Origin of the sequence: Streptomyces sp. NPDC127092 (genome assembly GCF_042722475.1) — a bacterium.
GTDB lineage: Bacteria > Actinomycetota > Actinomycetes > Streptomycetales > Streptomycetaceae > Streptomyces.
Map to the genome: position 1 here is coordinate 77,157 of NZ_JBHXFE010000033.1, position 23,872 is coordinate 101,028.

General features: G+C 72.3%; 22 protein-coding genes and 1 riboswitch. Of the genes, 6 read left to right on the forward strand and 16 right to left on the reverse strand.

The annotated features are described in order from the left end of the window. Window positions 1-88: 88 nt before the first annotated feature. The 10 genes from ACFWJO_RS25595 to ribD all read right to left on the reverse strand — a co-directional run bounded on the left by ACFWJO_RS25595 (window position 89) and on the right by ribD (window position 8,640). Window positions 89-1,180, reverse strand: coding sequence for a hemolysin family protein (locus ACFWJO_RS25595; protein ID WP_386868684.1), 1,092 nt, complete (start codon window positions 1,178-1,180; stop codon window positions 89-91). Beyond that, window positions 1,177-2,517 carry a hemolysin family protein gene (locus ACFWJO_RS25600; RefSeq protein WP_386868686.1) on the reverse strand — a complete coding sequence of 447 codons (1,341 nt, stop codon included), beginning with the start codon at window positions 2,515-2,517 and terminating at the stop codon, window positions 1,177-1,179. Before ACFWJO_RS25600 ends, ACFWJO_RS25595 begins: the two co-directional genes overlap by 4 nt. A 243-nt stretch (window positions 2,518-2,760) precedes the next feature. Continuing rightward, on the reverse strand, window positions 2,761-3,213 hold the full coding sequence (locus ACFWJO_RS25605) for a PH domain-containing protein (RefSeq protein WP_386868688.1): 453 nt from the start codon (window positions 3,211-3,213) through the stop codon (window positions 2,761-2,763). 81 nt (window positions 3,214-3,294) lie between these two features. After that, on the reverse strand, window positions 3,295-4,143 hold the full coding sequence (gene hisG, locus ACFWJO_RS25610; RefSeq protein WP_384421049.1) for an ATP phosphoribosyltransferase: 849 nt from the start codon (window positions 4,141-4,143) through the stop codon (window positions 3,295-3,297). Window positions 4,144-4,197: 54 nt separating this feature from the next. Continuing rightward, window positions 4,198-4,479, reverse strand: a complete 282-nt coding sequence (locus tag ACFWJO_RS25615; RefSeq protein ID WP_386868690.1) for a phosphoribosyl-ATP diphosphatase — start codon at window positions 4,477-4,479, stop codon at window positions 4,198-4,200. 33 nt (window positions 4,480-4,512) lie between these two features. Continuing rightward, the gene (gene ribH, locus ACFWJO_RS25620; RefSeq protein WP_384421051.1) at window positions 4,513-4,998 is read right to left on the reverse strand and encodes a 6,7-dimethyl-8-ribityllumazine synthase; all 486 of its coding nucleotides are present in this window, start codon (window positions 4,996-4,998) and stop codon (window positions 4,513-4,515) included. Window positions 4,999-5,031: 33 nt separating this feature from the next. Further along, window positions 5,032-6,309 (reverse strand): bifunctional 3,4-dihydroxy-2-butanone-4-phosphate synthase/GTP cyclohydrolase II, encoded by a 1,278-nt coding sequence (locus tag ACFWJO_RS25625; RefSeq protein ID WP_386868691.1) that lies wholly within the window; start codon window positions 6,307-6,309, stop codon window positions 5,032-5,034. Further along, window positions 6,306-6,944 carry a nicotinamide riboside transporter PnuC gene (locus tag ACFWJO_RS25630; protein ID WP_386868693.1) on the reverse strand — a complete coding sequence of 213 codons (639 nt, stop codon included), beginning with the start codon at window positions 6,942-6,944 and terminating at the stop codon, window positions 6,306-6,308. The genes ACFWJO_RS25625 and ACFWJO_RS25630 overlap by 4 nt, the downstream gene beginning before the upstream one ends. Next, window positions 6,941-7,549, reverse strand: coding sequence for a riboflavin synthase (locus ACFWJO_RS25635; RefSeq protein WP_386868695.1), 609 nt, complete (start codon window positions 7,547-7,549; stop codon window positions 6,941-6,943). Before ACFWJO_RS25635 ends, ACFWJO_RS25630 begins: the two co-directional genes overlap by 4 nt. A gap of 2 nt (window positions 7,550-7,551) precedes the next feature. Then, the gene (ribD, locus tag ACFWJO_RS25640; protein ID WP_386868697.1) at window positions 7,552-8,640 is read right to left on the reverse strand and encodes a bifunctional diaminohydroxyphosphoribosylaminopyrimidine deaminase/5-amino-6-(5-phosphoribosylamino)uracil reductase RibD; all 1,089 of its coding nucleotides are present in this window, start codon (window positions 8,638-8,640) and stop codon (window positions 7,552-7,554) included. Between the two features lie 175 nt (window positions 8,641-8,815). After that, window positions 8,816-8,945, reverse strand: a riboswitch (FMN riboswitch). Window positions 8,946-9,208: 263 nt separating this feature from the next. Between ribD and ACFWJO_RS25645 the strand changes: the two genes are divergently transcribed. Next, window positions 9,209-11,584: a chitinase C-terminal domain-containing protein gene (locus tag ACFWJO_RS25645; protein ID WP_386868699.1), complete on the forward strand. Its 2,376-nt coding sequence runs from the start codon at window positions 9,209-9,211 to the stop codon at window positions 11,582-11,584. Window positions 11,585-11,700: 116 nt separating this feature from the next. Here ACFWJO_RS25645 and ACFWJO_RS25650 read toward each other — a convergent pair whose 3' ends face one another. Next, window positions 11,701-12,825 carry an ROK family transcriptional regulator gene (locus tag ACFWJO_RS25650; RefSeq protein ID WP_386868700.1) on the reverse strand — a complete coding sequence of 375 codons (1,125 nt, stop codon included), beginning with the start codon at window positions 12,823-12,825 and terminating at the stop codon, window positions 11,701-11,703. 123 nt (window positions 12,826-12,948) lie between these two features. Between ACFWJO_RS25650 and ACFWJO_RS25655 the strand changes: the two genes are divergently transcribed. The 3 genes from ACFWJO_RS25655 to ACFWJO_RS25665 all read left to right on the forward strand — a co-directional run bounded on the left by ACFWJO_RS25655 (window position 12,949) and on the right by ACFWJO_RS25665 (window position 16,489). Next, on the forward strand, window positions 12,949-14,157 hold the full coding sequence (locus ACFWJO_RS25655; protein WP_386868702.1) for an MFS transporter: 1,209 nt from the start codon (window positions 12,949-12,951) through the stop codon (window positions 14,155-14,157). Between the two features lie 126 nt (window positions 14,158-14,283). Next, window positions 14,284-15,714 carry a uracil-xanthine permease family protein gene (locus tag ACFWJO_RS25660; RefSeq protein WP_386868704.1) on the forward strand — a complete coding sequence of 477 codons (1,431 nt, stop codon included), beginning with the start codon at window positions 14,284-14,286 and terminating at the stop codon, window positions 15,712-15,714. Window positions 15,715-15,787: 73 nt separating this feature from the next. Next, on the forward strand, window positions 15,788-16,489 hold the full coding sequence (locus ACFWJO_RS25665; RefSeq protein WP_386868706.1) for a DUF5995 family protein: 702 nt from the start codon (window positions 15,788-15,790) through the stop codon (window positions 16,487-16,489). 6 nt (window positions 16,490-16,495) lie between these two features. On the opposite strand, the gene ACFWJO_RS25670 is transcribed toward ACFWJO_RS25665, so the two are convergent. Beyond that, entirely contained in the window at window positions 16,496-18,190 is a 1,695-nt protein-coding gene (locus ACFWJO_RS25670) for a flavin monoamine oxidase family protein (RefSeq protein WP_384421070.1), read from the reverse strand. Window positions 18,191-18,252: 62 nt separating this feature from the next. Next, window positions 18,253-19,071, reverse strand: a complete 819-nt coding sequence (locus ACFWJO_RS25675) for a carbon-nitrogen hydrolase family protein (protein ID WP_386868707.1) — start codon at window positions 19,069-19,071, stop codon at window positions 18,253-18,255. Between the two features lie 301 nt (window positions 19,072-19,372). Here ACFWJO_RS25675 and ACFWJO_RS25680 point away from each other — a divergent pair, with 301 nt between their 5' ends. Then, window positions 19,373-19,915, forward strand: a complete 543-nt coding sequence (locus tag ACFWJO_RS25680) for a Repetin (RefSeq protein ID WP_386868709.1) — start codon at window positions 19,373-19,375, stop codon at window positions 19,913-19,915. Between the two features lie 50 nt (window positions 19,916-19,965). Here the strand turns inward: ACFWJO_RS25680 and ACFWJO_RS25685 are convergent, their stop codons facing one another. Together ACFWJO_RS25685 and ACFWJO_RS25690 are read right to left on the reverse strand one after the other, a co-directional pair. Beyond that, window positions 19,966-20,421: an Lrp/AsnC family transcriptional regulator gene (locus ACFWJO_RS25685; protein WP_030691274.1), complete on the reverse strand. Its 456-nt coding sequence runs from the start codon at window positions 20,419-20,421 to the stop codon at window positions 19,966-19,968. Window positions 20,422-20,431: 10 nt separating this feature from the next. After that, complete coding sequence (locus tag ACFWJO_RS25690; RefSeq protein ID WP_386868711.1) at window positions 20,432-21,928, reverse strand: amino acid permease; 1,497 nt, start codon at window positions 21,926-21,928, stop codon at window positions 20,432-20,434. A 332-nt stretch (window positions 21,929-22,260) separates the two neighbouring features. On the opposite strand from ACFWJO_RS25690, the gene ACFWJO_RS25695 reads away from it, so the two are divergent. Next, window positions 22,261-23,277 carry a GDSL-type esterase/lipase family protein gene (locus tag ACFWJO_RS25695; protein ID WP_386868713.1) on the forward strand — a complete coding sequence of 339 codons (1,017 nt, stop codon included), beginning with the start codon at window positions 22,261-22,263 and terminating at the stop codon, window positions 23,275-23,277. A 52-nt stretch (window positions 23,278-23,329) separates the two neighbouring features. On the opposite strand, the gene ACFWJO_RS25700 is transcribed toward ACFWJO_RS25695, so the two are convergent. Next, the gene (locus tag ACFWJO_RS25700) at window positions 23,330-23,833 is read right to left on the reverse strand and encodes a GNAT family N-acetyltransferase (RefSeq protein WP_386868719.1); all 504 of its coding nucleotides are present in this window, start codon (window positions 23,831-23,833) and stop codon (window positions 23,330-23,332) included. Window positions 23,834-23,872: the final 39 nt, after the last annotated feature.

Genomic DNA, 23,872 nt, shown 5'->3' on the forward strand with positions numbered 1-23,872 from the left:
CCCGACGGCGCCGGGCATCCGACCCGCGGCTCGCGACGGTGCCGGGGCCCGTCCGGTCGTCGTCAGGCCGGACGGGCCCTCCACGGGCTCAGCCCGTGAGCACCGGCGCGGACGGCTGCGGCTGCGGGGTGCCCGAGGGGTGCCGCACCGGCGGTCCGACGCGGTGCGCCGGGTCGCGGACCTCGCCGACCAGCATCTCCAGCACGTCCTCCAGGGCGACGAGGCCGAGCACCCGGCCGGAGGCGTCCGCCACCTGCGCCAGATGGGTCGCGGCCCGGCGCATCACGGTGAGCGCGTCGTCCAGCGGCAGCTCGGCCCGCAGCGTCGCCATCGGGCGCCACACCTGCTGGGGCACGGCCCGCTCCCGCTCCTCCAGGTCCAGGACGTCCTTCACGTGCACGAAGCCCATGAAGGTGCCCCGGCCCTCGGCCCGTACCGGGAAGCGGGAGTAGCCGGTCCGCACGGTCAGCTCCTCGATGTCCCGCGGGGTGACCGACGGGGGCACGGTGACGAGGGAGGCCGAGGGGATGAGGACGTCGGTAACGGGGCGGGTGCCCAGTTCCAGGGCGTCCTCCAGGCGCTCCTGCTCGGCCGGGTCGAGCAGTCCGGCCTGGCCGGCGTCCTCGACGAGCCGGCCGAGCTGGGTGCTGGTGAAGACGGCCTCCACCTCGTCCTTCGGCTCGACCTTGAAGGCCTTGAGGACGAGACCCGCGCAGGCGCCGAGGGCCCGGGTGACCGGCCGGCAGAGCCGGGCGAAGCCGACCAGGCCGGGTCCGAGCAGCAGCGCGGTGCGTTCGGGATCGGCCATCGCCAGGTTCTTCGGGACCATCTCGCCGATGACCAGGTGGAGGAAGACCACCGCGGCGAGGGCGATCACGTACCCGAGCGGGTGGACGAGGCCTTCCGGCACGGCCACGGCGTGGAAGACCGGTTCGAGCAGCCGGGCCACGGTCGGCTCGGCGACCGCGCCGAGCGTCAGCGACGCGACGGTGATGCCGAACTGGGCGGCCGCCATCATCTGCGGCAGGTTCTCCAGGCCGTGGAGGACCTGGCGGGCCCGCTTGCCGCCGAGCGGCTCGATCTGGCTGCGGCGTACGGACACGAGCGCGAACTCGGCGCCGACGAAGAAACCGTTCGCCAGCACCAGCAGGAGGGCGAGGAGCAGAGGGAGCAGACTCATCGGGCCGCCTCCACGGCGACGGGCACCGGGGCGGTGCGCATGATCCGCACCCGTTCGGCGCGGTAGCGGTCGACCTGGCGCACCGAGAGCCGCCAGCCGGGCAGCTCGGCCCGGTCGCCCGGGGCGGGGATGCGCCCGAGCAGATCGGCGACGAGCCCGGCGACCGTCTCGTACGGGCCGTCGGGCACGTCGAGTCCTATCCGGTGCAGGGTGTGCACGCGGCAGGAGCCGTCGGCCTCCCAGACCTGCGAACCGTCGTCACAGGGCACGGCGGCCAGTTCCGGCCGGGCGTCGGCGGCGGTGTCGTGCTCGTCGCGGACCTCGCCGACGAGCTCCTCGACGATGTCCTCCAGGGTGACCACGCCGGCGGTGCCGCCGTACTCGTCGACCACGACCGCTATGGGCTGTTCGCGGCGCAGCCGCTCCAGGAGGGCCTGGGCGGGCAGCGACTCGGGGACGAGCAGCGGCGGTACGGCGATCCGGGCCACGGAGGTCCGGTGCCGCTCGTGCGGGACGACGGCGAGCGCGTCCTTGAGGTGCACCATGCCGACGATCTCGTCGATCCGCTCGCGGTAGACGGGGAACCGGGACAGGCCGGTGGCCCGGGTGAGGTTGAGGACGTCGGCCGCGGTGGCGTCCGACTGGAGTGCGCTCATCCGCACCCGCGGGGTCATGACCTGTTCGGCGGTGAGCCCGCCGAGCGACAGGGTGCGGACGAAGAGGTCGGCCGTGTCCTGTTCCAGGGCGCCGGCCAGGGCCGAGTGGCGGGCCAGGGAGACCAGCTCGCCGGGGGTGCGGACCGAGTCCAGCTCGTCGGCCGGCTCCACGCCGAACAGCCGGACGAGCCGGTTGGCGACGGCGTTGAGCAGGGAGATCACCGGCCGGAACAGGCTCGCGAAGGCGTGCTGCGGTCCGGCCACGAACCGGGCCACCTGCAGCGGCCGGGAGACCGCCCAGTTCTTCGGCACGAGCTCGCCGACCACCATCTGCACGGCCGAGGCGAGCAGCATGCCCACGAGCACGGAGATGCCGGAGACGGCCCCTTCGGGCAGTCCGGTGGCGGTGAGCGGCCCGTCCAGCAGCCGGGCGAGCGCGGGCTCGGCGAGCATGCCGGTGACGAGCGAGGTGATGGTGATGCCGAGCTGGGTTCCGGAGAGCTGGAAGGACAGCTCGCGCAGGGCGCGGACGACACCGCGGGCCCGGCGGTCGCCTTCGGCGGCGGCACGCTCGGCCTCGGCGCGTTCGACGGTGACGAGGCCGAACTCGGCGGCCACGAAGAAGCCGTTGGCGAGAATCAGCAGGAAGGCGGCTGCGAGGAGCAGCAGGGAAACGATCATGCCGCCGCCTCGGGTGAGGGGGCGGCGCAGGTACTACCGGACGATCCGTCCATTGCTGGAGGGAATCACTCCTCGGGTCGAAGGGTGGCCTCGCGGGACGCCTGGCGGGCGGCCCTGCACAAGCGAGGCGGTGGTGCCGCTCGGCACCACCGCCACCAGATTAGCCAGCCCCGCCCCGTCGCGGGCAGGGGGTCGGCCCCGTATGGGGGACGGATCAGGGTCCCTCCCCGGGTCCCGCCGGGGTCAGCGGGACTCCGCGCCCGTGCCCCGGCTCTCGGCGAGCGCGCGCAGCGCCCGGGCGTCGCGGATGGCCTGCTCCTTGGCGATTCCCGGCTGGATGCCGAGGGCCGGCAGGCTGGTGCCGTCGCTCAGGTCGAGGAAGACCCAGGCGTCGCCGGGGCGCAGATTGACCTTGAGGATCTCGGCCCACGCCAGTCGGCGCGTCCGGGTGATGTTGACGACCGTCACGCCCTCGTCGTCGGCGACGACCTTGGGCCGGCTCAGCAGCACCAGGACGCCCAGGAACATCGCGGCGGTGAAGACGAAACTGGCCCGCTCCCCCGGTCCCAGCTTCTCCAGCATCAGCCCGACGGAGGTGATGACGACGAACATCGCCACACCGGCGGTCAGCAGGACGGCCCGGGTGCGGGCCGGCCGGAAGGTGACCGGGAGGGCGGGAGCGGTGGTGTCGGACATCGGGTTTCCGGGTTTCTTGCGTGCGGGCTTTCGGGCTTCGGGTGTGCGGCCTCTTCGGGCCGTCAGAGGCGGCAGGTGCCGTCAGAGGCGGCAGGCGTGGATGGCCGTGGTCAGGATGGCCCGGGCGCCCAGCTCGTACAGGTCGTCCATGACCTTCTGCGCCTCCTTGGCGGGGACCATGGCGCGCACGGCGACCCAGCCCTCGTTGTGCAGCGGCGAGACGGTGGGCGACTCCAGGCCGGGCGTGAGGGCGACGGCCTGCTCCAGGTGCTCGGCGCGGCAGTCGTAGTCCATCATCACGTAGCTGCGGGCGACCAGGACGCCCTGGAGGCGTCGCAGGAACTGCTGCACCTTGGGGTCGTCGGCCGTGGCGCCGGTGCGGCGGACGACGACGGCCTCGGAGGTGAGGATCGGCTCGCCGATGACCTCGAGGCCCGCGTTGCGCAGGCTGGTGCCGGTCTCGACGACGTCCGCGATGATCTCGGCGACGCCCAGCTGGATCGCGGTCTCGACGGCCCCGTCGAGGTGGACGACGGACGCGTCGACGCCCTGCTCGGCGAGGTGCTTGGCGACGATGCCCTCGTAGGAGGTGGCGATCGTCATCCCGTGGAAGTCCTCGGGGCCGCTCGCGGTGCCGGGGCGGGTGGCGTAGCGGAAGGTGGAGCGGCCGAAGTTCAGCGGCAGGATCTCCTCGGCATTGGCGCCGGAGTCCAGGAGCAGGTCGCGGCCGGTGATGCCGATGTCGAGCCGGCCGGACGCCACGTAGATCGCGATGTCCTTGGGGCGGAGGTAGAAGAACTCCACCTCGTTGTCAGGGTCGACGGTGACGAGTTCCTTGGACTCCTTGCGCTGCCGGTAGCCCGCCTCATGGAGCATCTCCATCGCAGGTCCGGAGAGAGAACCCTTGTTGGGGACGGCGATGCGCAGCATGGGACGGGCTTCCTTTGCCTCGGATGTCTGTTTCTGGATCGGGGAGGGACGTGCTCAGAGGTGGGCGTAGACGTCGTCGAGCGAGATCCCGCGGGCGACCATCATCACCTGGACGTGGTACAGCAGCTGCGAGATCTCCTCGGCGGCGGCTTCCTTGCCTTCGTACTCGGCGGCCATCCAGACCTCGGCGGCCTCCTCGACGACCTTCTTGCCGATGGCATGGACGCCCTTGCCGACCAGTTCCGCGGTGCGGGAGGTCGCCGGGTCGCCGGTCTCGGCCTTGAGCTTGAGCTCGGCGAAGAGCTCTTCGAAGGTCTTACGGGTTTCGTTCGCCATGATGTCCTAAGAGTACGGGGTGTGAATCTGCCCTCAGCGCCAGGGTTCGCTGACCGTGCGCAGGATCGTCGCGGTGGCGACGGCGGCGGTGACGGCCTCGTGGCCCTTGTCCTCGCTGGACCCTTCCAGGCCGGCCCGGTCCAGGGCCTGCTCCTCGGTGTCGCAGGTCAGGACGCCGAATCCGACGGGTACGCCGGTGTCGATCGAGACCTGGGTGAGGCCGTGGGTGACGCCCTGGCACACGTACTCGAAGTGCGGCGTCCCGCCGCGGATGACGACGCCGAGGGCCACCACGGCATCGTAGCCGCGCTCGGCGAGCACCTTCGCCACGACCGGGAGCTCGAAGCTGCCGGGGACGCGCAGCAGGGTCGGCTCCTCGATGCCCAGCTCGGCGAGGGCGCGCAGGGCGCCGTCGACGAGGCCGTCCATGATCTTCTCGTGCCACTGGGCCGCGATGACCGCGACGCGGAGGTCGCCGCAGTTCTTCACGCTGAGGACGGGTGCGCCCTTGCCGCTCATGGTTCTCCTTGGTCGGTCTCGGTACGTGCTGACTTACTGGTTGCCGCAGGTGGGGGCGGGAGTGCCGTCCAGCCAGGGCAGGTCGTGACCCATCCGGTCCCGCTTGGTGCGCAGGTAGCGGAGGTTGTGCTCGCCCGCCTGGACCGGCATGGGCTCGCGGCCCTCGACCTTCAGTCCGTGCCGGGTGAGGGCGTCGATCTTGTCGGGGTTGTTGGTCATCAGGCGCACGCTGCGGACGCCCAGGTCGGTGAGGATCTGCGCGCCGGCCGCGTAGTCGCGGGCGTCGGCGGGCAGCCCGAGCTCCAGGTTGGCGTCGAGGGTGTCACGGCCGCGCTCCTGGAGCTCGTAGGCGCGGAGCTTGGACAGCAGGCCGATGCCGCGGCCCTCGTGGCCGCGCAGATAGACGACCACTCCGCGGCCGGCCTCGGTGATCCGGTCCATGGAGGCCTCCAGCTGGGGGCCGCAGTCGCAGCGCAGCGAGTGGAAGACGTCTCCGGTCAGGCACTCGGAGTGGACCCGGACCAGGACGTCCTCGCCGTCCCCGACCTCGCCGTGAACGAGGGCGACGTGCTCGACCCCGTCGACGGTGGAGCGGTAGCCGTACGCGGTGAACTCGCCGTGCCGGGTGGGCAGCTGGACCTCGGCCTCGCGGCGTACGGTCGGCTCGGCGGAGCGGCGGTAGGCGATCAGGTCCTCGATGGAGATGATCGTCAGGCCGTGCTTGCGGGCGAACGGGATCAGCTCGGGCAGCCGCAGCATCACGCCGTCCTCGCCGGCGATCTCCACGATGGCGCCGGCCGGGCGGAGCCCGGCGAGCCGGGCGAGGTCGACGGCGGCCTCGGTGTGGCCGTTGCGGACCAGGACGCCGCCGGACCTGGCGCGCAGCGGGAAGACGTGCCCGGGACGGACGAAGTCGCCCGGCTCGTACGTGCCGCTCGCCAGCATCCGCAGGGTGGTGGCGCGGTCGGCGGCGGAGATGCCGGTGGTGACGCCGTGGGCGGCGCTCGCGTCGACGGAGACCGTGAAGGCCGTCCTCATGGACTCGGTGTTGTCGTCGACCATCTGCGGCAGCCGGAGGCGCTCCAGCTCGTCGCTCTCCATGGGCGCGCAGATCAGGCCGCGGCACTCGCTCATCATGAAGGCGACGACCTCGGGCGTGGCCTTCTCCGCCGCGATGACGAGGTCGCCCTCGTTCTCGCGGTCCTCGTCGTCCACGACGACCACGGGACGGCCGGCGGCGATGTCCGCGATGGCCTGCTCGACAGGGTCGAGGACGAGGTCGGTGACGTCCCACATGGGAAGCGCGTTCATGCGTGGGCTCCTTCCAGGGCGGTGGCGGCGCTGCGCGAGCGCAGCCACCAGTCGCGCAGGCCCCACAGGACGAGCGCGCCGTAGATGACGTAGACGAAGCCGGAGAAGGCGTAGCCGTTGGCGAAGTTCAGCGGGACGCCGACCAGGTCGACGAGCAGCCAGGCGAACCAGAACTCGACCATGCCGCGGGCCTGGGCGTACATGGCGACGATGGTGCCGACGAAGATGTACGCGTCGGGCCAGGGGTCCCAGGAGAGGTTCGGGTACGCGGTGAAGAGCAGGGCGACCGCGACGGTGCCGACGGCGGCGGCGCCGGTCATGGCGGCCCGCTCGCGCCAGGTCGCGAAGCGCACGGCGATGTGGCCGTCCGCGCCCTGGTCCTTCCCTCGCTGCCACTGCCACCAGCCGAAGAGCGCCACCAGCATGACGACGACCTGCTTGCCGGCGCTGCCGGTGAGGTGGCCGAAGAAGGCGCCGAAGAGGATCAGGCCGGCGAGGAACTGCACGGGCCAGGTCCAGACGGAGCGGCGCCAGCCGAGGGCGAGGGCGACGAGGCCGAAGATGTTGCCGACCATGTCCGACCAGATGATGTGCTGGCCGAACGCGGTGAACGCCTCGGAGTTGAGCCAGTTCACTTGACGTTCTCCTGTGCGTTCGGGCCGAGCAGCCGCTCGACGTACTTGGCGATGACGTCGACCTCGAGGTTGACCGGGGCGCCGGGCTGCTTGATGCCGAGCGTGGTCAGGGCGAGGGTGGTGGGGATGAGGCTGATGGTGAACCAGTCGTCGGCGACCTCGACGACGGTGAGGCTGACGCCGTCGACCGTGATCGAGCCCTTCTCGACGACGTAGCGGGCGAGGTGGGCGGGCAGACCGACCTTGACCAGCTCCCAGTGCTCGGACGGGGTCCGCTCCAGGATCGTGCCGGTGCCGTCCACGTGGCCCTGGACGATGTGGCCGCCGAGGCGGCCGCCGACGGCCATGGGCCGCTCCAGGTTGACGCGGGAGCCGGCCTCCAGGGCGCCCAGCGAGGAGCGCTTGAGGGTCTCGGCCATCACGTCGGCGGTGAACTCGCCGTCGCCGGACTCCACGACCGTGAGACAGACGCCGTTGACGGCGATCGAGTCGCCGTGCCGGGCGCCCTCGGTCACGAGCGGGCCGCGCAGTCGGAAACGGGAGGCGTCCTCCAGCTGCTCGACGGCGACGACCTCGCCCAGCTCTTCGACGATTCCGGTGAACACGGTCAGGCTCCCTTGGGGGTCGTGACGACGGGCGTCGCGGTGATGCGGATGTCGGGTCCGATGCGCTCGGTCTCGGTGACGTCGAGCCGCAACGCGTCGGTGATGGTGGTGATTCCGGCGTCGGCGAGGGCGGCCGGGCCCGCGCCGAGGAGGACCGGGGCGAGGTAGCAGACGACCTGGTCGACGGCTCCCGCGGCGAGGAAGGCGCCCGCGAGAGTGGGGCCGCCTTCGAGGAGGACGGAGCGGACGCCGCGCGCGTGCAGGGCGTCGAGGAGGGCCGGGACGTCGAGGCCGCGCCCGGCGCGGGGCAGCCGTACGACGTCCGTGAGCGTGGTCTCGGCGTCCTCGGCGACCGCGATCAGGGTGGGGGCGGCGTCGTCGAGGACGCGGGCGCCGGGCTTCACGGCGGTCGCCTCAGTGTCGACGACGACCCGCAGCGGCTGCACGGCCCCTTCGACGCCGCGGACGGCGAGGTGGGGGTCGTCGGCGCGGGCGGTGCCGGAGCCGACCACGACGGCGTCGGCCTCGGCGCGCAGGCGGTGGACGTCGGCGCGGGACTCGGCGGAGCTGATCCAGCGGGAGGTGCCGTCGGCGGCGGCGATCCGGCCGTCGAGGGTGGTGGCGTACTTCCAGCGGACGAAGGGGCGGCCGCGGCGGACGGAGGTGAGCCAGGCGATGTTGCCGGCCTCGGCCTCGCCCTCCAGGAGGCCCTGCCGGACCTGGATCCCGGCCGCGCGCAGGGTGTCGGCGCCGCCGGTGGCCTGCGGGTTCGGGTCGCCGACCGCGTACACGACGCGGGCGACGCCGGCCTCGATCAGGGCCTGGGCGCAGGGGCCGGTGCGGCCGGTGTGGTTGCAGGGCTCCAGGGTGACGTACGCGGTGCCGCCGCGGGCCTGCTCGCCGGCCGCGCGCAGGGCGTGGACCTCGGCGTGGGGGCCGCCGGCGCGCTGGTGCCAGCCTTCGCCGACGGTCCGGCCGGAGGCGTCCGTGACGACGCAGCCGACGACCGGGTTGGGGCTGGTGGAACCGAGACCGCGGGCGGCGAGCGCGACGGCGCGTCGCATGGCGGTGATGTCGGCCTGGGTGGCCACCGGGTCCTCCTGCCTCTTCGGGCACGGACTCCGGGGCCTGTCGATGACGACAGAGAGCGGATACGACGCCTCGCGCAGGGTGTGCCGAGGCCGGGTCCCCCGGTGCGCCGGGACCCGGGAACGGGTACGGCGACCAGCGGACGTACGGCCGACGCACCCCTGGTGGGGTCGCCCGCCGCGCACTGCCTCCCATCCGGACTTTCACCGTCGGTCCAGGAATCTCACCTGGTCAACCGGCCGCTGGCTGCGGACGGGTCGCGGACTATACCGCCGGTTCGGAATTACACCGACCCCGGAGTGCGCTGCTGCTGATACAGGGCCAGTGTGCCACGGCCGGGAACCGGCCATGCGGGTGAGGCCCTGTGGGCTGGCTCACAACTCGCCATGGCCCTGCCAGACCCTGTCACGAAATCCTTCGTTGGTCCAGACCTATTGACGCACTGGTCTAGTCCTCTTAATCTCCGTGTCACCTCCGAGGTACGGCCCGCCGGCGTGCGCACTCCACGGGCCCAACACGACCCACCCCCTTGTTCGTTGTGTTCCACGCCCACCTCCTTGGAGGAAGACCGTGTCGTCCCCCACCCACAAGAGGGCCTCGCTGCTCGCGTCCGGCGCCGCCGTCGCCGGGCTGCTGATCAGCTCCCTCGCCGCCGGCGGCGTCTCGTACGCCGCGGACAACGAGAGCTGTCGCCCCGACGGCCTCTACAAGACGCCCGGCGTCGACGTCCCGTACTGCTCGGTCTACGACACCGAGGGCCGCGAGAAGATGGGCGCGGACCACCAGCGCCGGGTCATCGGCTACTTCACCGGCTGGCGGACCGGGAAGAACGGCGAGCCCGCCTACCTGGCCTCCGACATCCCGTGGGACAAGGTCACCCACATCAACTACGCCTTCGGCCACGTCGGCGGCGACAACAAGCTGTCGGTGGGCGCCGACGGAGCGGGCAACGCCGCCACCGGGATGACCTGGCCCGGTGTCGCGGGCGCCGAGATGGACCCGGCGTACGCCTACAAGGGCCACTTCAACCTGCTGAACAAATTCAAGAAGCAGCACCCGAACGTCAAGACGCTGATCTCGGTCGGCGGCTGGGCGGAGACCGGCGGCTACTTCGACGACAACGGCAACCGGGTGAACTCCGGCGGCTTCTACTCGATGGCGACCAACGCCGACGGGTCGGTCAACCAGGCCGGGATCGACACGTTCGCCAACTCCGCCGTCGACTTCATCAGGAAGTACGGCTTCAACGGCGTCGACATCGACTACGAGTACCCGACGACCATGAAGGACGCGGGCAACCCGCTCGACTGGCAGCTCGCCAACGCGCGCCGCGCGGGCCTGGTCCAGGGCTACGCCGCCCTGATGAAGTCCCTGCGCGAGAAGCTCGACCGGGCCGGCGCCACCGACGGGAAGCACTACCTGCTGACCGTCGCCGCGCCCTCCTCGGGCTACCTGCTGCGCGGCATGGAGACCTTCCAGATGCAGAAGTACCTGGACTACGTCAACATCATGTCCTACGACCTGCACGGCGCCTGGAACGAGTACGTCGGCCCGAACGCCTCGCTCTTCGACGACGGCAAGGACGCCGAACTGGCCGCCGCGGGCGTCTACGGCTCCGCCCAGTACGGCTCCATCGGGTACCTCAACACCGACTGGGCGTACCACTACTTCCGCGGCTCGATGCCGGCCGGCCGGATCAACATCGGCCTGCCCTACTACACCCGCGGCCACAAGAACGTGCAGGGCGGCACCGACGGCCTGTGGGGCAAGGCGGCCGCGACCACCTGCCCGGCCGGGGCCGGCCTGACCAAGTGCGGTGACGGCGCCGTCGGCATCGACAACCTGTGGCACGACAAGGACACCAACGGGCAGGAGTCGCCCGCCGGTTCCAACCCGATGTGGCACGCCAAGAACCTCGAGAAGGGGATCGTCGGCGACTACGTCACGAAGTACGGCTTCCCCTCGAACACGACCCTGACCGGCACCTACGCCCGCAGGTACGACTCCACGCTGGTCGCCCCGTGGCTGTGGAACGCCCAGAAGAAGGTCTTCCTGTCCACCGAGGACGAGCAGTCGGTGGCCGCGAAGGCCGACTACGTGGTCGACCGCGGCATCGGCGGCACGATGGTCTGGGAGCTGGCCGGCGACTACGGCTGGAACGCGGCCAAGGGCCAGTACGAGATGGGCTCCACGCTCACCTCGCTGATGTACGACAAGTTCAGGGCCGCCACTCCGTACGGCGCGAAGAAGAGCAACAAGGCGCTGCCGGCCCAGGCCGTGAACGTGGGCGTGGAGTTCACCGAGTTCAAGCTGGGCGACTCCAACTACCCGATCACCCCGAAGATCAAGATCACCAACAACACCGCCACCACGCTGCCGGGCGGCACCGAGTTCCAGTTCGACTACGCGACCTCGGCCCCGAACAACGCCTCCGACCAGTCCGGCTTCGGCACCAAGGTGATCAGCAGCGACCACACGGGCAGCAACGTCGGCGGCCTCAAGGGCGACTTCCACCGGGTCTCGCTGAAGCTCCCGGCCTGGCAGTCGCTGGCCCCGGGCGCGACGGTCGACCTGGCGTTCAACTACTACCTGCCGGTCTCGACCCCCTCGAACTGGACGGTGACCGTCAACGGCACGACGTACGCCCTCGCGGGCGACCTGGCGCGCGGCACGACGACGGTGGAGCCGGGCGGCTCGACCCCGACGCCGACGCCGACCGCCACGACGCCGACGCCCACCCCGACCACCACCACGTCGCCGACCCCGACCCCGACGCCGACCGGCGGCACCTGCACCGCCCCGGCGTACGTGGCGGGCCAGGTCTACACGGCGGGCAGCCTCGTCTCGCACAAGGGCCGCACCTGGAAGGCCCAGTGGTGGACGCAGAACGAGGAACCGGGCACGACCGGCGAGTGGGGCGTCTGGAAGGACCAGGGCGCCTGCTGACCCGCACGGCATGAAAACCCCCGGCGGCGGTTCTCACGGCCCTTGCCGCCGCCGGGCTCTCCCACCGCGCCGCGTCCCCCTGTCCGGGACGCGGCGCGGCCGCGTCTCCGGCCCCGTCAGGGGAAGAGCTCGTCCTGGGCCGCGTCACGGGCCCGCAGGAGGGCGCCCCGCAGGACCGCCGCGTCGCCGAGGGTCGTGGCGCGCACCTCGGTGCGCAGGGGCGAGAGCGCGGCGAGCGCCGCCTCGACGCGGGCGGCGAGCTCCGGGCCGCCCTGGTGGCCGGTCTCGCCGGCCAGGACCACGCAGCCCGGGTCCAGGACCGAGGCCACCGCCGCCGCGCCGACCGCCAGCCGGTGGGCGAGGGCGTCGAGGAACGGCCCGTGGCCGGAGGCGAGCGCGCCGGCCGGGGCGAGGCCGTGGGCGGCGGCCAGGGCGTCGACGGCGGCGACGCAGGCCAGCTCGTGGAAGCCGCCGTCGCAGCCGGTGGCCGACGGCAGCCCGGACGTTCCCGGCACGGGCAGGAAGCCGATCTCGCCGGCGCCGCCGGATGCGCCCCGGCGCAGCCTGCCGTCGAGGACGACCGCCGCGCCGACGCCCTGGCCCAGCCACAGGAGGACGAAGTCGTCCCGGTCGCTCGCCGCGCCCTCGCGCAGTTCGGCGACGGCGGCGAGGTTGGTCTCGTTCTCGACCAGGACGTGGGCGGGGAGCCGCTCCTGGAGGACGCCGATGAGCCGCCGGTGCCAGGCGGGCAGTCCGGTCGAGTCGCGCAGTTCGCCGGTGGCCGGGTCGATGAGGCCGGGCGCGCCGACGGCCACGGTGTGCAGCCGGTCGACGCCGGCCTCCTTCGCCGTCCGCTCCAGGAGCGTGACGGCCTTCTCCACGGCGGTCCCCGTGCCGCCGGCGTCCCCGACGGGCGCCGCCGCCTCCGCGAGAGTGGTACCGAGGAGGTCGGTGACGGTGACCGAGACGGAACGGGTGCGGACGTCGAGGGCGGCGAGGTGGGCGCGTCCGGCGACGATCCCGTACAGCTTGGCGTTGGGGCCGCGGCGCTCGGCGCCCGACTCGCCGACGACGTGGACGAGTCCCGAGCCCCGGAGCCGTTCGACGAGGTCGGCGACGGTGGGCCGGGACAGCCCGGTGAGGGTCTTGAGCTGGGCGGCCGTCAACGGACCCTCGTCCTGGAGCAGTCGCAGGGCGAGCCGGTCGTTGATGGCCCGCGCGGTGCTCGGGGATGCGGCCATGCGGGGATCCTCTCAGACGGATCGGGGGCCGTCGGGTCGCCGGCTCTGCTCGGCCCACTATTTATCAGGCAGGGTTCCTGATAGTTTACGGCCCGTTCGAGGACGACCACCCGGGGAGGGCACATGACGGCGCGGACCGTCTTCACCACCGAGCGGCTGCGGCGCGCCCGATTCGCCGTCGCCGCCGTCTTCTGCGTCCACGGCGCGGTCACCGGCAGCTTCGCCACCCGCATTCCCTGGATCCAGGAGCACGCCGGCGTCAGCGCGGGCCAGCTCGGGCTCGCCCTCGCCTTCCCGGCGATCGGCGCCTCGCTCGCGATGCCGCTGGCCGGCGCGATCAGCCACCGCTTCGGCGCCCGCACGGCGCTGCGCGGACTGCTCGTCCTGTGGACCCTGTCGCTGACGCTGCCCTCGCTCGCACCGAACGTCTACGGACTGTGCGCGGCCCTGTTCGTCTACGGCGCCACGGCCGGCATGTCCGACGTCGCCATGAACGCGCTCGGCGTCGAGACCGAGAACCGGCTCGGCCGCTCCATCATGTCCGGCCTGCACGGCATGTGGAGCGCGGGCGCCCTGCTCGGCTCCGCCGCCGGCACCATCGCCGCCCACCTCGGCGGCGACGCCCGGCTCCACCATCTGATCGCCGCGCTCGTCCTGACCGCGCTCGGTCTCGCCGCCTGCCAGGGCGTGCTCGACCTGCAGAGCGCGCCCGGGGAGGAGGCGCCGCCGCGGTTCTCGCTGCCGCCGAAGTCCGCCCTGGTCATCGGCGCGATCGGCTTCTGCGGAGTGTTCGCCGAGGGCGCCAGCCTGGACTGGTCGGCCGTCTACCTGAAGGAGGAGCTGGGCACCTCCGCCGGCCTCGCCGCCGCCTCCACCACCGCCTTCGCCCTCACCATGGCCGTGGCCCGGCTGGTCGGCGACCGGGTGGTGGACCGCTTCGGCGCGGTGCGCACCGTACGCGTCGGAGGCGTGGCCGCGACCCTCGGCGGGCTGCTCGTGGTGTTCGCCCCGCACGCGGCCCTCGCGCTGGCCGGTTTCGGGCTCATCGGCCTCGGGGTCGCGGTCGTCGTCCCGCTCGCGTTCGCCGCCGCCGGCCGCAGCGGCCCGAACCCCAGCCAGGCCATCGCGGGCGTCGCCACCATCACGTACACCTCCGGTCTCATCGCGCCCTCGGCGATCGGCGGCATCGCCGACGCGACCTCGCTGGTCTTCTCCTTCGGCCTCGTGACGCTGCTGACCTTCGGCCTGGTGCTCGGCGCGGGGGTGCTGCGGTCGGACGGCCGCCGGACCGCCGGGGCGACCGAGCCCAGCACCGCCGAAGGGGTCCGCTGACCTGCGGCGCACACGAGCCCGTCCGGCGGACCGGGGTGGGGCAGGACCTACCATGTGGCTGATCTTTTTCGGTCCCGGCACGACGGGACCGGTCGCCGCCCGACCCCGAGAAACTGGAGCGAGCACATGAGCCTCGGCGTGCGCTGGACCCTGCACGGCGACGGGAGGACACCCGCTCCGGGAGCCGTCGTCCGGCCGGACGAGCGCCTCTCCTGGCCCCGTACGGCCGGACTCGGCGCCCAGCACGTGGTGGCCATGTTCGGCGCCTCGTTCGTCGCTCCGGTCCTCATGGGTCTCGACCCCAACCTCGCGATCATGATGTCCGGTGTCGCCACCGTGATCTTCCTGCTCGCGACGCGCGGCACCGTGCCCTCGTACCTGGGCTGCTCGCTCTCCTTCGTGGGCGTCGCCGCCGCCATCCGGGCCTCCGGCGGCAGCAGCGCGACCGTGACCGGCGCGGTGTTCGTGGTCGGCGCGGTGCTGCTCCTCGCGGGCCTGGCGGTGAAGAGGTTCGGCGCGCGGATCATCCACGCGGCCATGCCTCCGGTCGTCACCGGTGCCGTCGTCATGCTGATCGGCTTCAACCTGGCCCCGGTCACGGCCGCCACCTACTGGCCGCAGGACCAGTGGACCGCGCTGCTCGTGATGCTCTTCACCGGCCTCGCGGTGGTCTGTCTGCGCGGCTTCTGGTCGCGGATCGCGATCTTCCTGGGCCTGATCTTCGGCTACGGCATCTCCTGGGTCTTCGACCTGGTCTTCGGCAGGATCCACTCGATGTCGCCGAGCGGCCAGGTCACCGACCACTGGCGCCTCGACCTCTCCGGCGTCTCCCAGGCCGACTGGATCGGCCTGCCGGCCCTCCACGGCCCCAGCTTCGAGTGGTCCGCGATCCTCGTGGCCCTGCCCGTGGTCATCGCGCTGATCGCCGAGAACGCCGGACACGTCAAGGCCGTCGGCGAGATGACCGGCGACCCGCTGGACGACAAGCTCGGCACCGCGATCGCCGCCGACGGCGCCGCCTCCATGCTGTCCACGGCCGTGGGCGGCCCGCCGAACACCACGTACTCCGAGAACATCGGCGTCATGGCCGCGACCCGGGTCTACTCCACCGCCGCCTACTGGGCCGCGGCCGGCTTCGCCCTGCTCTTCGGCCTCTGCCCGAAGTTCGGCGCGGTCGTCGCCGCGATCCCCGGCGGCGTGCTCGGCGGCATCACCGTCATCCTCTACGGCATGATCGGCCTGCTCGGCGCGCAGATCTGGATCAATGCCGAGGTCGACCTGCGCAACCCGCTCAACCTGGTGCCCGCGGCGGCCGGCATCATCATCGGCGTCGGCGGCGTGAAGCTCACCTTCACCGACACCTTCGAGCTCGGCGGCATCGCGCTCGGCACCCTGGTCGTCATCACCGGCTACCACGTGCTGCGCGCCTTCGCGCCCGCCCATCTGAAGCAGCAGGAACCCCTGCTCGACGCGGGCACCAGCTCGTACGAGGGCACCCCGGGCGAGAGCGGCTCGGGCGACAGCACCCCGGGTGAGGAGCCCGCGGCGAAGTCCTGACACATTCGCCCGTTCTGGGGAAGCCGGGTGGCGGAACACCGCCGTCCGGCCCTCCTGCTGCCACCCTGCAGCCATGGCGCAGACGCAGGACATCCAGCTCGGGCCGTTCACGGCCGTCGATCCCGTGGTGGACCGGATGCGGGCCATCCGTTCGGCCTGGCACCCCGCCGACGGGGTCGCGGTGTTCAACCGGGTCTATCTGACCGTCACCGAGGAGATCGGCCGGGCCATCGAGTCCGGCTCCTTCGCCGACCGGCGGGCGGCCGCCACCCTCGACGTACGGTTCGCCCAGCGTTACCTCGCGGTCGTCGACGCCGTCGCGACCGGCGCTCCCGCCCCGGCCTGCTGGCGGCCGCTCTTCCACTACCGGCGGCATCCCGGCGTACGGCCGCTGCAGTTCGCGCTCGCCGGGATCAACGCCCACATCGGCCACGACCTGGCCCTCGCGGTCGTCGACACCTGCCGCACCCTGGAGTGCGCGCCCACGGACCTGGAGGACGAGTTCGACCGGGTCGGGGACGTGCTGGTCCTCCTGGAGGAGCGCATCCGCGAGGAACTGATGCCGGGCCCGGACCTCCTGGAGATCGCGGACCCGCTGACGCATCTGCTCGGCTGCTGGAGCCTGGACCGGGCCCGCGACGGGGCCTGGCTCGCCGCCCGCTCGCTGTGGCAGCTGCGGCGGCTGCCCGACCTGGCCGAGGAGTTCACCGAACGCCTCGACCGGTCGGTGGGCCTGGTGGGGCGGATGCTGCTCACGCCCCTCACCAGGCCCTGACCGGGATCAGTCCTCCGGCAGCTCGACCGGGGCGATCTCGTCGTACACGTCGCCCGGGCCCGGGTTGGTGGCGTCGGTGGCGCCGCCGAAGTGGTGCATGACGCCCCACACCGCGTTGAGCGCCGTCTGCACCGCGCCCTCGGCCCAGCCGGCCGTCCACGAGATGTCGTCGCCGGCCAGGAAGATGCCCCGCTTGTCCTCCGGCAGCCGGTCCTGCATGAAGTGCGTGAACAGGCGGCGCTGGTAGCGGTAGTGGCCCGGCAGGTTGGCCTTGAAGGCGCCCATGAAGTAGGGCTCGTTCTCCCAGGAGACCGTCACCGGGTTGCCGATGATGTGCTTCCGGATGTCGACCTTCGGGTAGATCTCGCCGAGCGACTTCAGCATGACCTCCATCCGCTCGTTGGCGGACAGAGGCAGCCACTTCAGGCTGTCGTCGCACCACGTGTACGAGAGGCAGATGACGGCCGGCTTGTCCGGGCCGTCGTCCAGGAGGTACGTGCCGCGGGTCATCCGGTCGGTGAGCGTCATCGACATGACGTCACGCCCGGTCTCCTCGTCCTTGTCCAGCCAGAACGGCCGGTCGACCGGCACGAAGAGCTTCGAGGACTCCATGTAGTGGGTGCGCTCGATCGCCGTCCAGTGGTCGATCGGGAAGAGCGAGTCGTCACAGGCGATCTTGGACAGCAGCATCCAGGACTGGGCGGTGAAGATCGCCGCCTGGTACGTGCGGATGTCGCCGGACGCGTCGGTGACCGTGATCCGGTTGCCGGAGGTGCGGTTCAGGCGCGTCACGGCCGGACGCGGCTCGCCCTCGTGCAGCGAGGCGAGCGAGGTGCCCAGCGGCCAGTGGACGATCTTCTGCGGCTCGCGCTCCCACAGGCGCAGCGGCAGCTGCTGCGAGCCGCCGACGATGCCGCGGTGGTGGTCGTCGGCCTCGGTGTAGACGACCCGCAGGATCTCCAGGATGGAGTTCGGGAAGTCGGTGTCCCAGCCGCCGGTGCCGAAGCCGACCTGGCCGAAGATCTCGCGGTGCCGGAAGGACTTGAAGGCCTCCGACTCGCAGAGGAAGCCGTAGAAGGTCTGGTTGTCGAGCTTCTCGACCAGCTTGGCCCAGATCTCGCGGATCCGCGGCACGTCGCGCTCGCGCATGGCGCGGTTCATGTCGGAGAAGTCGGCGCCCTCGTCGAGGCACTTGTTCCAGGCCTCGGCGACGTCGCGGTAGACCTGCGGCAGGTCGTCGATGGTCTCGGCGTAGTGCGACTCGCCCTTGAGGTCGACCACGGTCGAGGGCGTGGCCTCGGCCAGCGGGTTCGGGAAAGGCCGGGTGGTGAGGCCCACCAGGTCGATGTAGTGCTGGAGCGCCGTGGAGGAGGGCGGGAAGCGCATCGCGCCCATCTCGGCGGTCAGGCCCTCGGTCTCCGGGCCCTCGAAGCCGACGGTGCGCAGCCGGCCGCCGATCTGGTCGGCCTCGTACACGACGGGCTTGAGGCCCATCTTCATCAGCTCGTACGCCGCGATGATGCCCGACAGGCCGCCGCCGATGATCGCGACCTCGGTGCCGTGCTCGGTCGCGGGTATCTGGCCGAGACCGGCCGGGTGGGCCAGGAAGTCGTCGTAGGCGTACGGGAAGTCCGGACCGAACATGGTGATCGGGGGCTGGCCGTCGGTGTGCTGGACGGCGGTGGGCACCGTGGACGTCATGGGGTACGGACTCCTTGCACGAAAAAGAAGGGTGGAGCGGGGGTGGGCGGAGGGAGGGGCGCTCAGGTCCGGTCGTCGGCCAGGGAGCCGTAGAGGCCGGGCCGCCGGTCGCGGAGGTACGGGTTGAGCGCGCGGGACGCGGTCAGGACGTCGGGGTCGACCTCGCCGAAGACGAGGTCCTCGCCCTGTCCCGCGCGGGCCCGGGCGGTGCCGTCGGGGGCGGCGAGGGTGGACCGGCCGACGAACTCGAAGTCGCCCTCGGGCCCGGTCCGGTTGGCGTACGCGATGTAGAGCTGGTTCTCGAAGGCGCGCACGGGGACGACGGCGTCGGGCACGATCTCGGCGGGGTGCATGAGCGCGGTCGGCACGAGGAGGAGGTCCGTGCCGGCCAGCGCCTGGGCCCGTACGTTCTCGGGGAACTCGACGTCGTAGCAGATCATCAGGCCGACGGTGAGGCCGCCGAGGTCCGCCTGGACGACGCTCCGGTCGCCGGGCGTGAACCACTTCAGCTCGAAGTCGCCGAAGAGGTGGGTCTTGCGGTAGTTCGCGAGCGGGCTGCCGTCGGCCCCGAAGAGCTGGGCGGAGTTGTAGATCACGCCGTGCTGCCCGGTGTCGCGCTCGGGGTAGCCGTAGCCGACGGCCAGCCCGTGGCGGGCGGCGATCGCGGCGACCGCGTCCGCGGAGGGGCCGTCGGCGGGCTCGGCCAGCCGGGCGATGTCGGCGCCGATGGCGTAGCCGGTGAGGAAGAGCTCGGGCGCGAGCAGCAGCCCGGCCCCCGCGGCGGCGGCGCGGGCCGCGGCCTCGTCGAGGAGCTTCAGGTTGGCGGCCACGTCACCGAGCTGTCCGGAGCTCTGGAGCAGGGCGGCGCGCAGCGCGGGCATGGGCGTTCCTCGTGGGGGCGGAGGGGAGGGAGGGCTTCCCGGGGAAATTCAAAGGGAAGACGTCAAAAACGGTACGGTTTCGCGCTCGGCCGGGACAAGGCGAGACCGTTGCGGACCGACCGTCGAACCGTTGCGTGATCGTCGGCGTCGGCGGCGATTCGTTGCGCGCCGCTCCGACCGGGGTCGTACGGCTCCCCCGCCGGGCGGCGGAGGCGGGACCGTTCCGCGGCGCGATGTCCCGGCGCGGTCCGCGCGGAAGAGTGGTCGTCGTCCGGTTGACCTGCCGAAAGGACCGACAGACATGAACCGCCGTACGAAGATCGCCGCCGTGGCCGCCGCGCTGCTGATCACCGCGGGCGCGGCCGGATCCGCGACCGCCTCCGGGGACGGGAAGGGCGCGGACCGGGAGGCGGCGGCGCTGACCGGCAGCGCCAAGCTGTACCGCCCGGCCGGTGACGACATCACGTTCACTTTCGACGCGCACCTTGCGGCGAAGGACACCATGGATCCCCAGGCCGCGACCGGCACCTTCCGCTACAGCCACTACAAGGGCGACTGGGGCGGGTACGCGGTGGCGGAGGTGGACTGCCTGACCACCGGCGGCAAGGTCGCCGTGGTGACGGGCGTCGTCACCGACACCGACCTTCCCCACCTCAAGGGGAAGCGGGTCGGCATCTCGGTGCACGACCTCGGGAAGCACGACCGGCTGGGCTACAGCTGGGTCGGGCGGGACGCGGACGTGGAGGTGCCGCCCTGCCTGAGCGCCTCCCCCTTCGAGAAGGTGAAGGCCGGCACGGGCGACTTCCGGGTGCTGCCCTGGCAGCCGGTGTACCCGGCCGAATGAGCGAAGGGACCGCCCCACGGGGGTGGGCGGTCCCTTCGGTCCACACGCTCCTACGCGGGCGAGCCCGAGGAGAAGCGCCGCAGCAGCGGCGAGAGCACCAGGACGGACTTGGTGCGCTCCACGAAGGGCTCGCCCGCGATCCGCTCCAGGACGCGCTCGAAGTGGCGCATGTCGGAGGCGAAGACCTGGACGACGGCGTCCGCGTCGCCGGTCACGGTCGACGCGGACACCACCTCCGGGTACCGCTCGAGGCCGCGCCGGATGTCCTCCGGCGAGGTGTTGTGGCGGCAGTAGATCTCGACGAACCCCTCGGTCTCCCAGCCGAGCGCCGCCGGGTCCACCCGCACGGTGAAGCCGGTGATGGCACCCTCGGCGCGGAGCCGGTCCACGCGTCGCTTCACGGCGGGCGCGGAGAGACCGACCAGCGAGCCGATGTCGGCGTAGCTGCGGCGGGCGTCTTCCGCGAGGGCGTGGACGATGCGTTCGTCGAGGTCGTTGAGTCGCACTACGGGTGGATCACTTCTCTGCTGGAGCCTCTGCCAGGGCCGGTGCCGTGGCCAGTCGGGAGCGGCGCATGCCGTACAGGAAGTAGAACACGAGTCCCGCGGCCATCCAGCAACCGAAGACCACCCAGGTGACGGCGTCGAGGCTGAACATGTTGTACGCGCAGAAGCCGAAGCCGAGGACCGGGAACAGCGGCCCGAACGCCACCTTGAAGGTGCGCGGCATGTCGGGGCGGGTGTAGCGGAGCACGATGACCGCGATGTTGACCAGGCCGAAGGCGAAGAGGGTGCCGATGCTGGTGGCGTCGACGAGCTTGCCCAGCGGGATGACCGAGGCGAGCGCGGCACAGAACAGGGAGACGATCACCGTGTTGAGGCGCGGGGTGCCGGTCTTGGCGCTGACCTTGCCGAAGGCCTTGGGGACCAGCCCGTCGCGGGACATGGCGAAGAGGATGCGGGTCTGGCCGTAGAGCACGGTCAGGACGACGCTGGCGATGGAGATGACGGCGCCGGCGGCGAGCAGGGTGCCCCAGAAGGTCTGGCCGCTGACGTCGTTCATGATCGCGGCCAGGGTGGCCTCGGAGCCCTCGAAGTCCTTCCAGTTCCAGGCGCCGACGGCGACCGCGGCGACGAGGACGTAGAGGGCGGTGACGATGATCAGCGAGAGCATGATCGCCCGCGGCAGGTCGCGCTTGGGGTTCTTGGCCTCCTCGCCGGCCGTGGAGGCGGCGTCGAAGCCGATGTAGGAGAAGAACAGGCTCGCTCCGGCGGCGCTGACGCCCGCCATGCCCAGCGGCATGAAGTCGGAGTAGTTGCCGGACTTGAAGCCCATGAAGCCGATGGCGCAGAAGAGCGCGAGCGCGGCGATCTTCACGACGACCATGATCGTGTTGACCAGGGCGGACTCGCGGGCGCCGCCGAGCAGGAACACCATGGCGAGCAGCACGACGATCAGACCGGGCAGGTTGATGATGCCGCCCTCGCCGGGCGCCGACGACAGCGCGTCGGGGATGGTCACGCCGATGGTGCCGTCGAGCAGCTCGTTGAGGTACTCGCCCCAGCCGACCGCCACGGCGGCGACGGAAACGCCGTACTCGAGGACCAGGCACCAGCCGCAGACCCAGGCGACGAGTTCACCCATCGTTGCGTACGCGTACGAGTACGAGGAGCCGGCGACCGGTATGGAGCCGGCCAGCTCGGCGTACGACAGGGCGGAGAAGAGGGCCGTGAGGCCGGCGATGACGAAGGCGAGGGTGACCGCGGGGCCGGCCTTCGGCACGGCGTCGCCGAGCACCACGAAGATGCCGGTGCCGAGCGTCGCACCGATGCTGATCATGGTCAGCTGCCACATCGAGAGCGAGCGGCGGAGCGAGCCGCCCTCACCCTGGCCACCCTCCGCGACCAGGGCTTCGACCGGCTTGCGGCGGGTGAGGGCGGAGAGCCCGGTGGTCTTGCGGGCGGTCGGCACGTTCGTGTCGTCGACCGGTGGGGCTGCGCCGTGGTCCAGCACTGCGGGGGCTCCTTATCGCTGCCTGTAGACGAAGCGGGGACCGCGGCGGTGCGCGGGCATGTCGGGACAGCCCACGGGGGAAGGGGGAACCGCCGAGCAGGCGGTCGCCGCCACTCCTGGTACGAGGCATGAGCCTAAGGCCCGTCGCTTCGCATCCGTAATGCAGGGTTGTTGCGCAGTTGCGGATGATCATTGCGCACTTGCGGCACAGACGGGGAAACATTGCGCTCCCCCGCATGAATCGACACATCGGGGGCACGGCGACCCGCGCACGGGCATTGACTCCTCATGGCGCACGACCCACGCTGCACCCGCCCGAACGGAGGTCCTCGGTGAGCTGGCTGGAGCCCGAACCCTTTCTCCGCGGTACGGCGTGGCTGGACGGCGACCGGCCCGTCCGGGCCGACCCGGCGGACCTCGGACGGCTGCCCTGGGACATCGCCCAGCGCGCCGCGCTGCCGATCGGCGTACGGGTGGAGTTCACGGCGACGCCGGGGACCCGTGCCGTGCTGCTGCGGTACCGCGCGGCCCCGCCGGTCGCCGGTGACGCGCTCCGGGCGCTGCGGCACGGCTTCGCGCTCTGGCAGGGCACGGAGTGTGTCGCGGAGGTGTTCGCCCGGCCCGCCGAGGAGGGGTCCGTACGGATCGGACTCCCGCCCGGCGGCGGCGAGTTCACCGTCCACCTGCCCGAAGCCCAGGCACCGGTCGTGCTCGGTCTGCGCGCGGTCGGCGGCGCCCTCTCCCCCGCCCCGCGCCGCCCCCGCTGGCTGGTCCACGGCGACTCGATCACCGAGGGCTGGTGGGCCACCCGGCCCGCCCACGCGTGGCCCGCGACGGCCGGCCGGCTGCTCGGCCTCGACCCGGTCAACCTCGGCTACGCGGGCGGCGCGCGCGGCGAGCTGCCGCTCGCCGAGCAGCTCGCCCGCCTCCCGGGCGAACTGATCACGCTTGCCTTCGGCACCAACTGCTGGGGGACCGTCCCGTTCTCGGCCTCCCTGATGTACGAGACCACGCGGGCGTTCCTGGAGCTGGTGCGGCGCGGACACCCCGAGACCCCGCTGCTGCTCGTCTCCCCCGTGCTGCGGCCGGCGGCGGAGGCGACGCCGAACCCGGCGGGCGCGACGCTGGCGGAGCTGCGCGCGGCCATGGAGCGGGCCGGACGGGACCGGGCCCTGGCGGGCGACCGCCGGCTCGCCGTCCTCCCGGGCCGCGACCTCCTGGGCCCGGCCCACCTCGCCGACGGCCTGCACCCCGACGACGCGGGACACGCCCTGCTGGGCGCGGCGGTGGCCCGCGCGCTCCGCGACGCGGGCTTCGTGCCGCCGCCGCGCCGGCCCGTGCTGCGATGAGACCGCCGGCGGACGGGCGTCCACCGGTGGCCTCGCGGGTGACCCGCCGCGCTCAGTCGAGCCGTCGGACGAGGAAGGTGCAGGCCTCGGCGCACTCGTGCCGCACGCCGTCCTCGTCCGTGTACGCGTAGCGGTCGGTGTACGCCGTCACGGGCGCGTAGCCGAGCCGGGCGTACAGCGCCGCCGCGCGGGGGTTGTCGTGGCCGACGCCGAGGCCCAGGTGCGTGCCGCCGCGCTCGCGCGCCAGCTCCTCGGCCGCGCGGATCAGGGCGGTGCCGATGCCCTGCCCGCGCAGGTCCTCCCGTACGTCCAGGCCGTTGAACTCCGGGCAGTCGCCGGCCGCGGCCCGTACCTCGGGCGCGGCGCAGCCGTCCCAGCGGACCTGCCCGTTGCCGGCCGGCAGGCCGTCCCGCCAGGCGACCAGGTAGGTGCCGAGCCCGGCCTCCTGGCGGGCGAACCGGTCGGCGTGGCGGGTGGGGGCGCCCGGGGTCGGCAGATGGCGGTCGAGCAGCGCGAGGTCCCCGGCGCGGCAGGGCGTGATCTCCGTGCGGTCCATGCGCCGACCGTACGGGAACGCCGCGGGCCCCCGGGAGGG

Excerpts from the sequence above, each read along its gene's own strand:
- ACFWJO_RS25595 (WP_386868684.1), bottom strand. The coding sequence starts at position 1,180 with ATGAGTCTGCTCCCTCTGCTCCTCGCCCTCCTGCTGGTGCTGGCGAAC.
- ACFWJO_RS25600 (WP_386868686.1), bottom strand. The coding sequence starts at position 2,517 with ATGATCGTTTCCCTGCTGCTCCTCGCAGCCGCCTTCCTGCTGATTCTC.
- ACFWJO_RS25605 (WP_386868688.1), bottom strand. The coding sequence starts at position 3,213 with ATGTCCGACACCACCGCTCCCGCCCTCCCGGTCACCTTCCGGCCGGCC.
- hisG (WP_384421049.1), bottom strand. The coding sequence starts at position 4,143 with ATGCTGCGCATCGCCGTCCCCAACAAGGGTTCTCTCTCCGGACCTGCG.
- ACFWJO_RS25615 (WP_386868690.1), bottom strand. The coding sequence starts at position 4,479 with ATGGCGAACGAAACCCGTAAGACCTTCGAAGAGCTCTTCGCCGAGCTC.
- ribH (WP_384421051.1), bottom strand. The coding sequence starts at position 4,998 with ATGAGCGGCAAGGGCGCACCCGTCCTCAGCGTGAAGAACTGCGGCGAC.
- ACFWJO_RS25625 (WP_386868691.1), bottom strand. The coding sequence starts at position 6,309 with ATGAACGCGCTTCCCATGTGGGACGTCACCGACCTCGTCCTCGACCCT.
- ACFWJO_RS25650 (WP_386868700.1), bottom strand. The coding sequence starts at position 12,825 with ATGGCCGCATCCCCGAGCACCGCGCGGGCCATCAACGACCGGCTCGCC.
- ACFWJO_RS25655 (WP_386868702.1), top strand. The coding sequence starts at position 12,949 with ATGACGGCGCGGACCGTCTTCACCACCGAGCGGCTGCGGCGCGCCCGA.
- ACFWJO_RS25660 (WP_386868704.1), top strand. The coding sequence starts at position 14,284 with ATGAGCCTCGGCGTGCGCTGGACCCTGCACGGCGACGGGAGGACACCC.
- ACFWJO_RS25665 (WP_386868706.1), top strand. The coding sequence starts at position 15,788 with ATGGCGCAGACGCAGGACATCCAGCTCGGGCCGTTCACGGCCGTCGAT.
- ACFWJO_RS25670 (WP_384421070.1), bottom strand. The coding sequence starts at position 18,190 with ATGACGTCCACGGTGCCCACCGCCGTCCAGCACACCGACGGCCAGCCC.
- ACFWJO_RS25675 (WP_386868707.1), bottom strand. The coding sequence starts at position 19,071 with ATGCCCGCGCTGCGCGCCGCCCTGCTCCAGAGCTCCGGACAGCTCGGT.
- ACFWJO_RS25680 (WP_386868709.1), top strand. The coding sequence starts at position 19,373 with ATGAACCGCCGTACGAAGATCGCCGCCGTGGCCGCCGCGCTGCTGATC.
- ACFWJO_RS25700 (WP_386868719.1), bottom strand. The coding sequence starts at position 23,833 with ATGGACCGCACGGAGATCACGCCCTGCCGCGCCGGGGACCTCGCGCTG.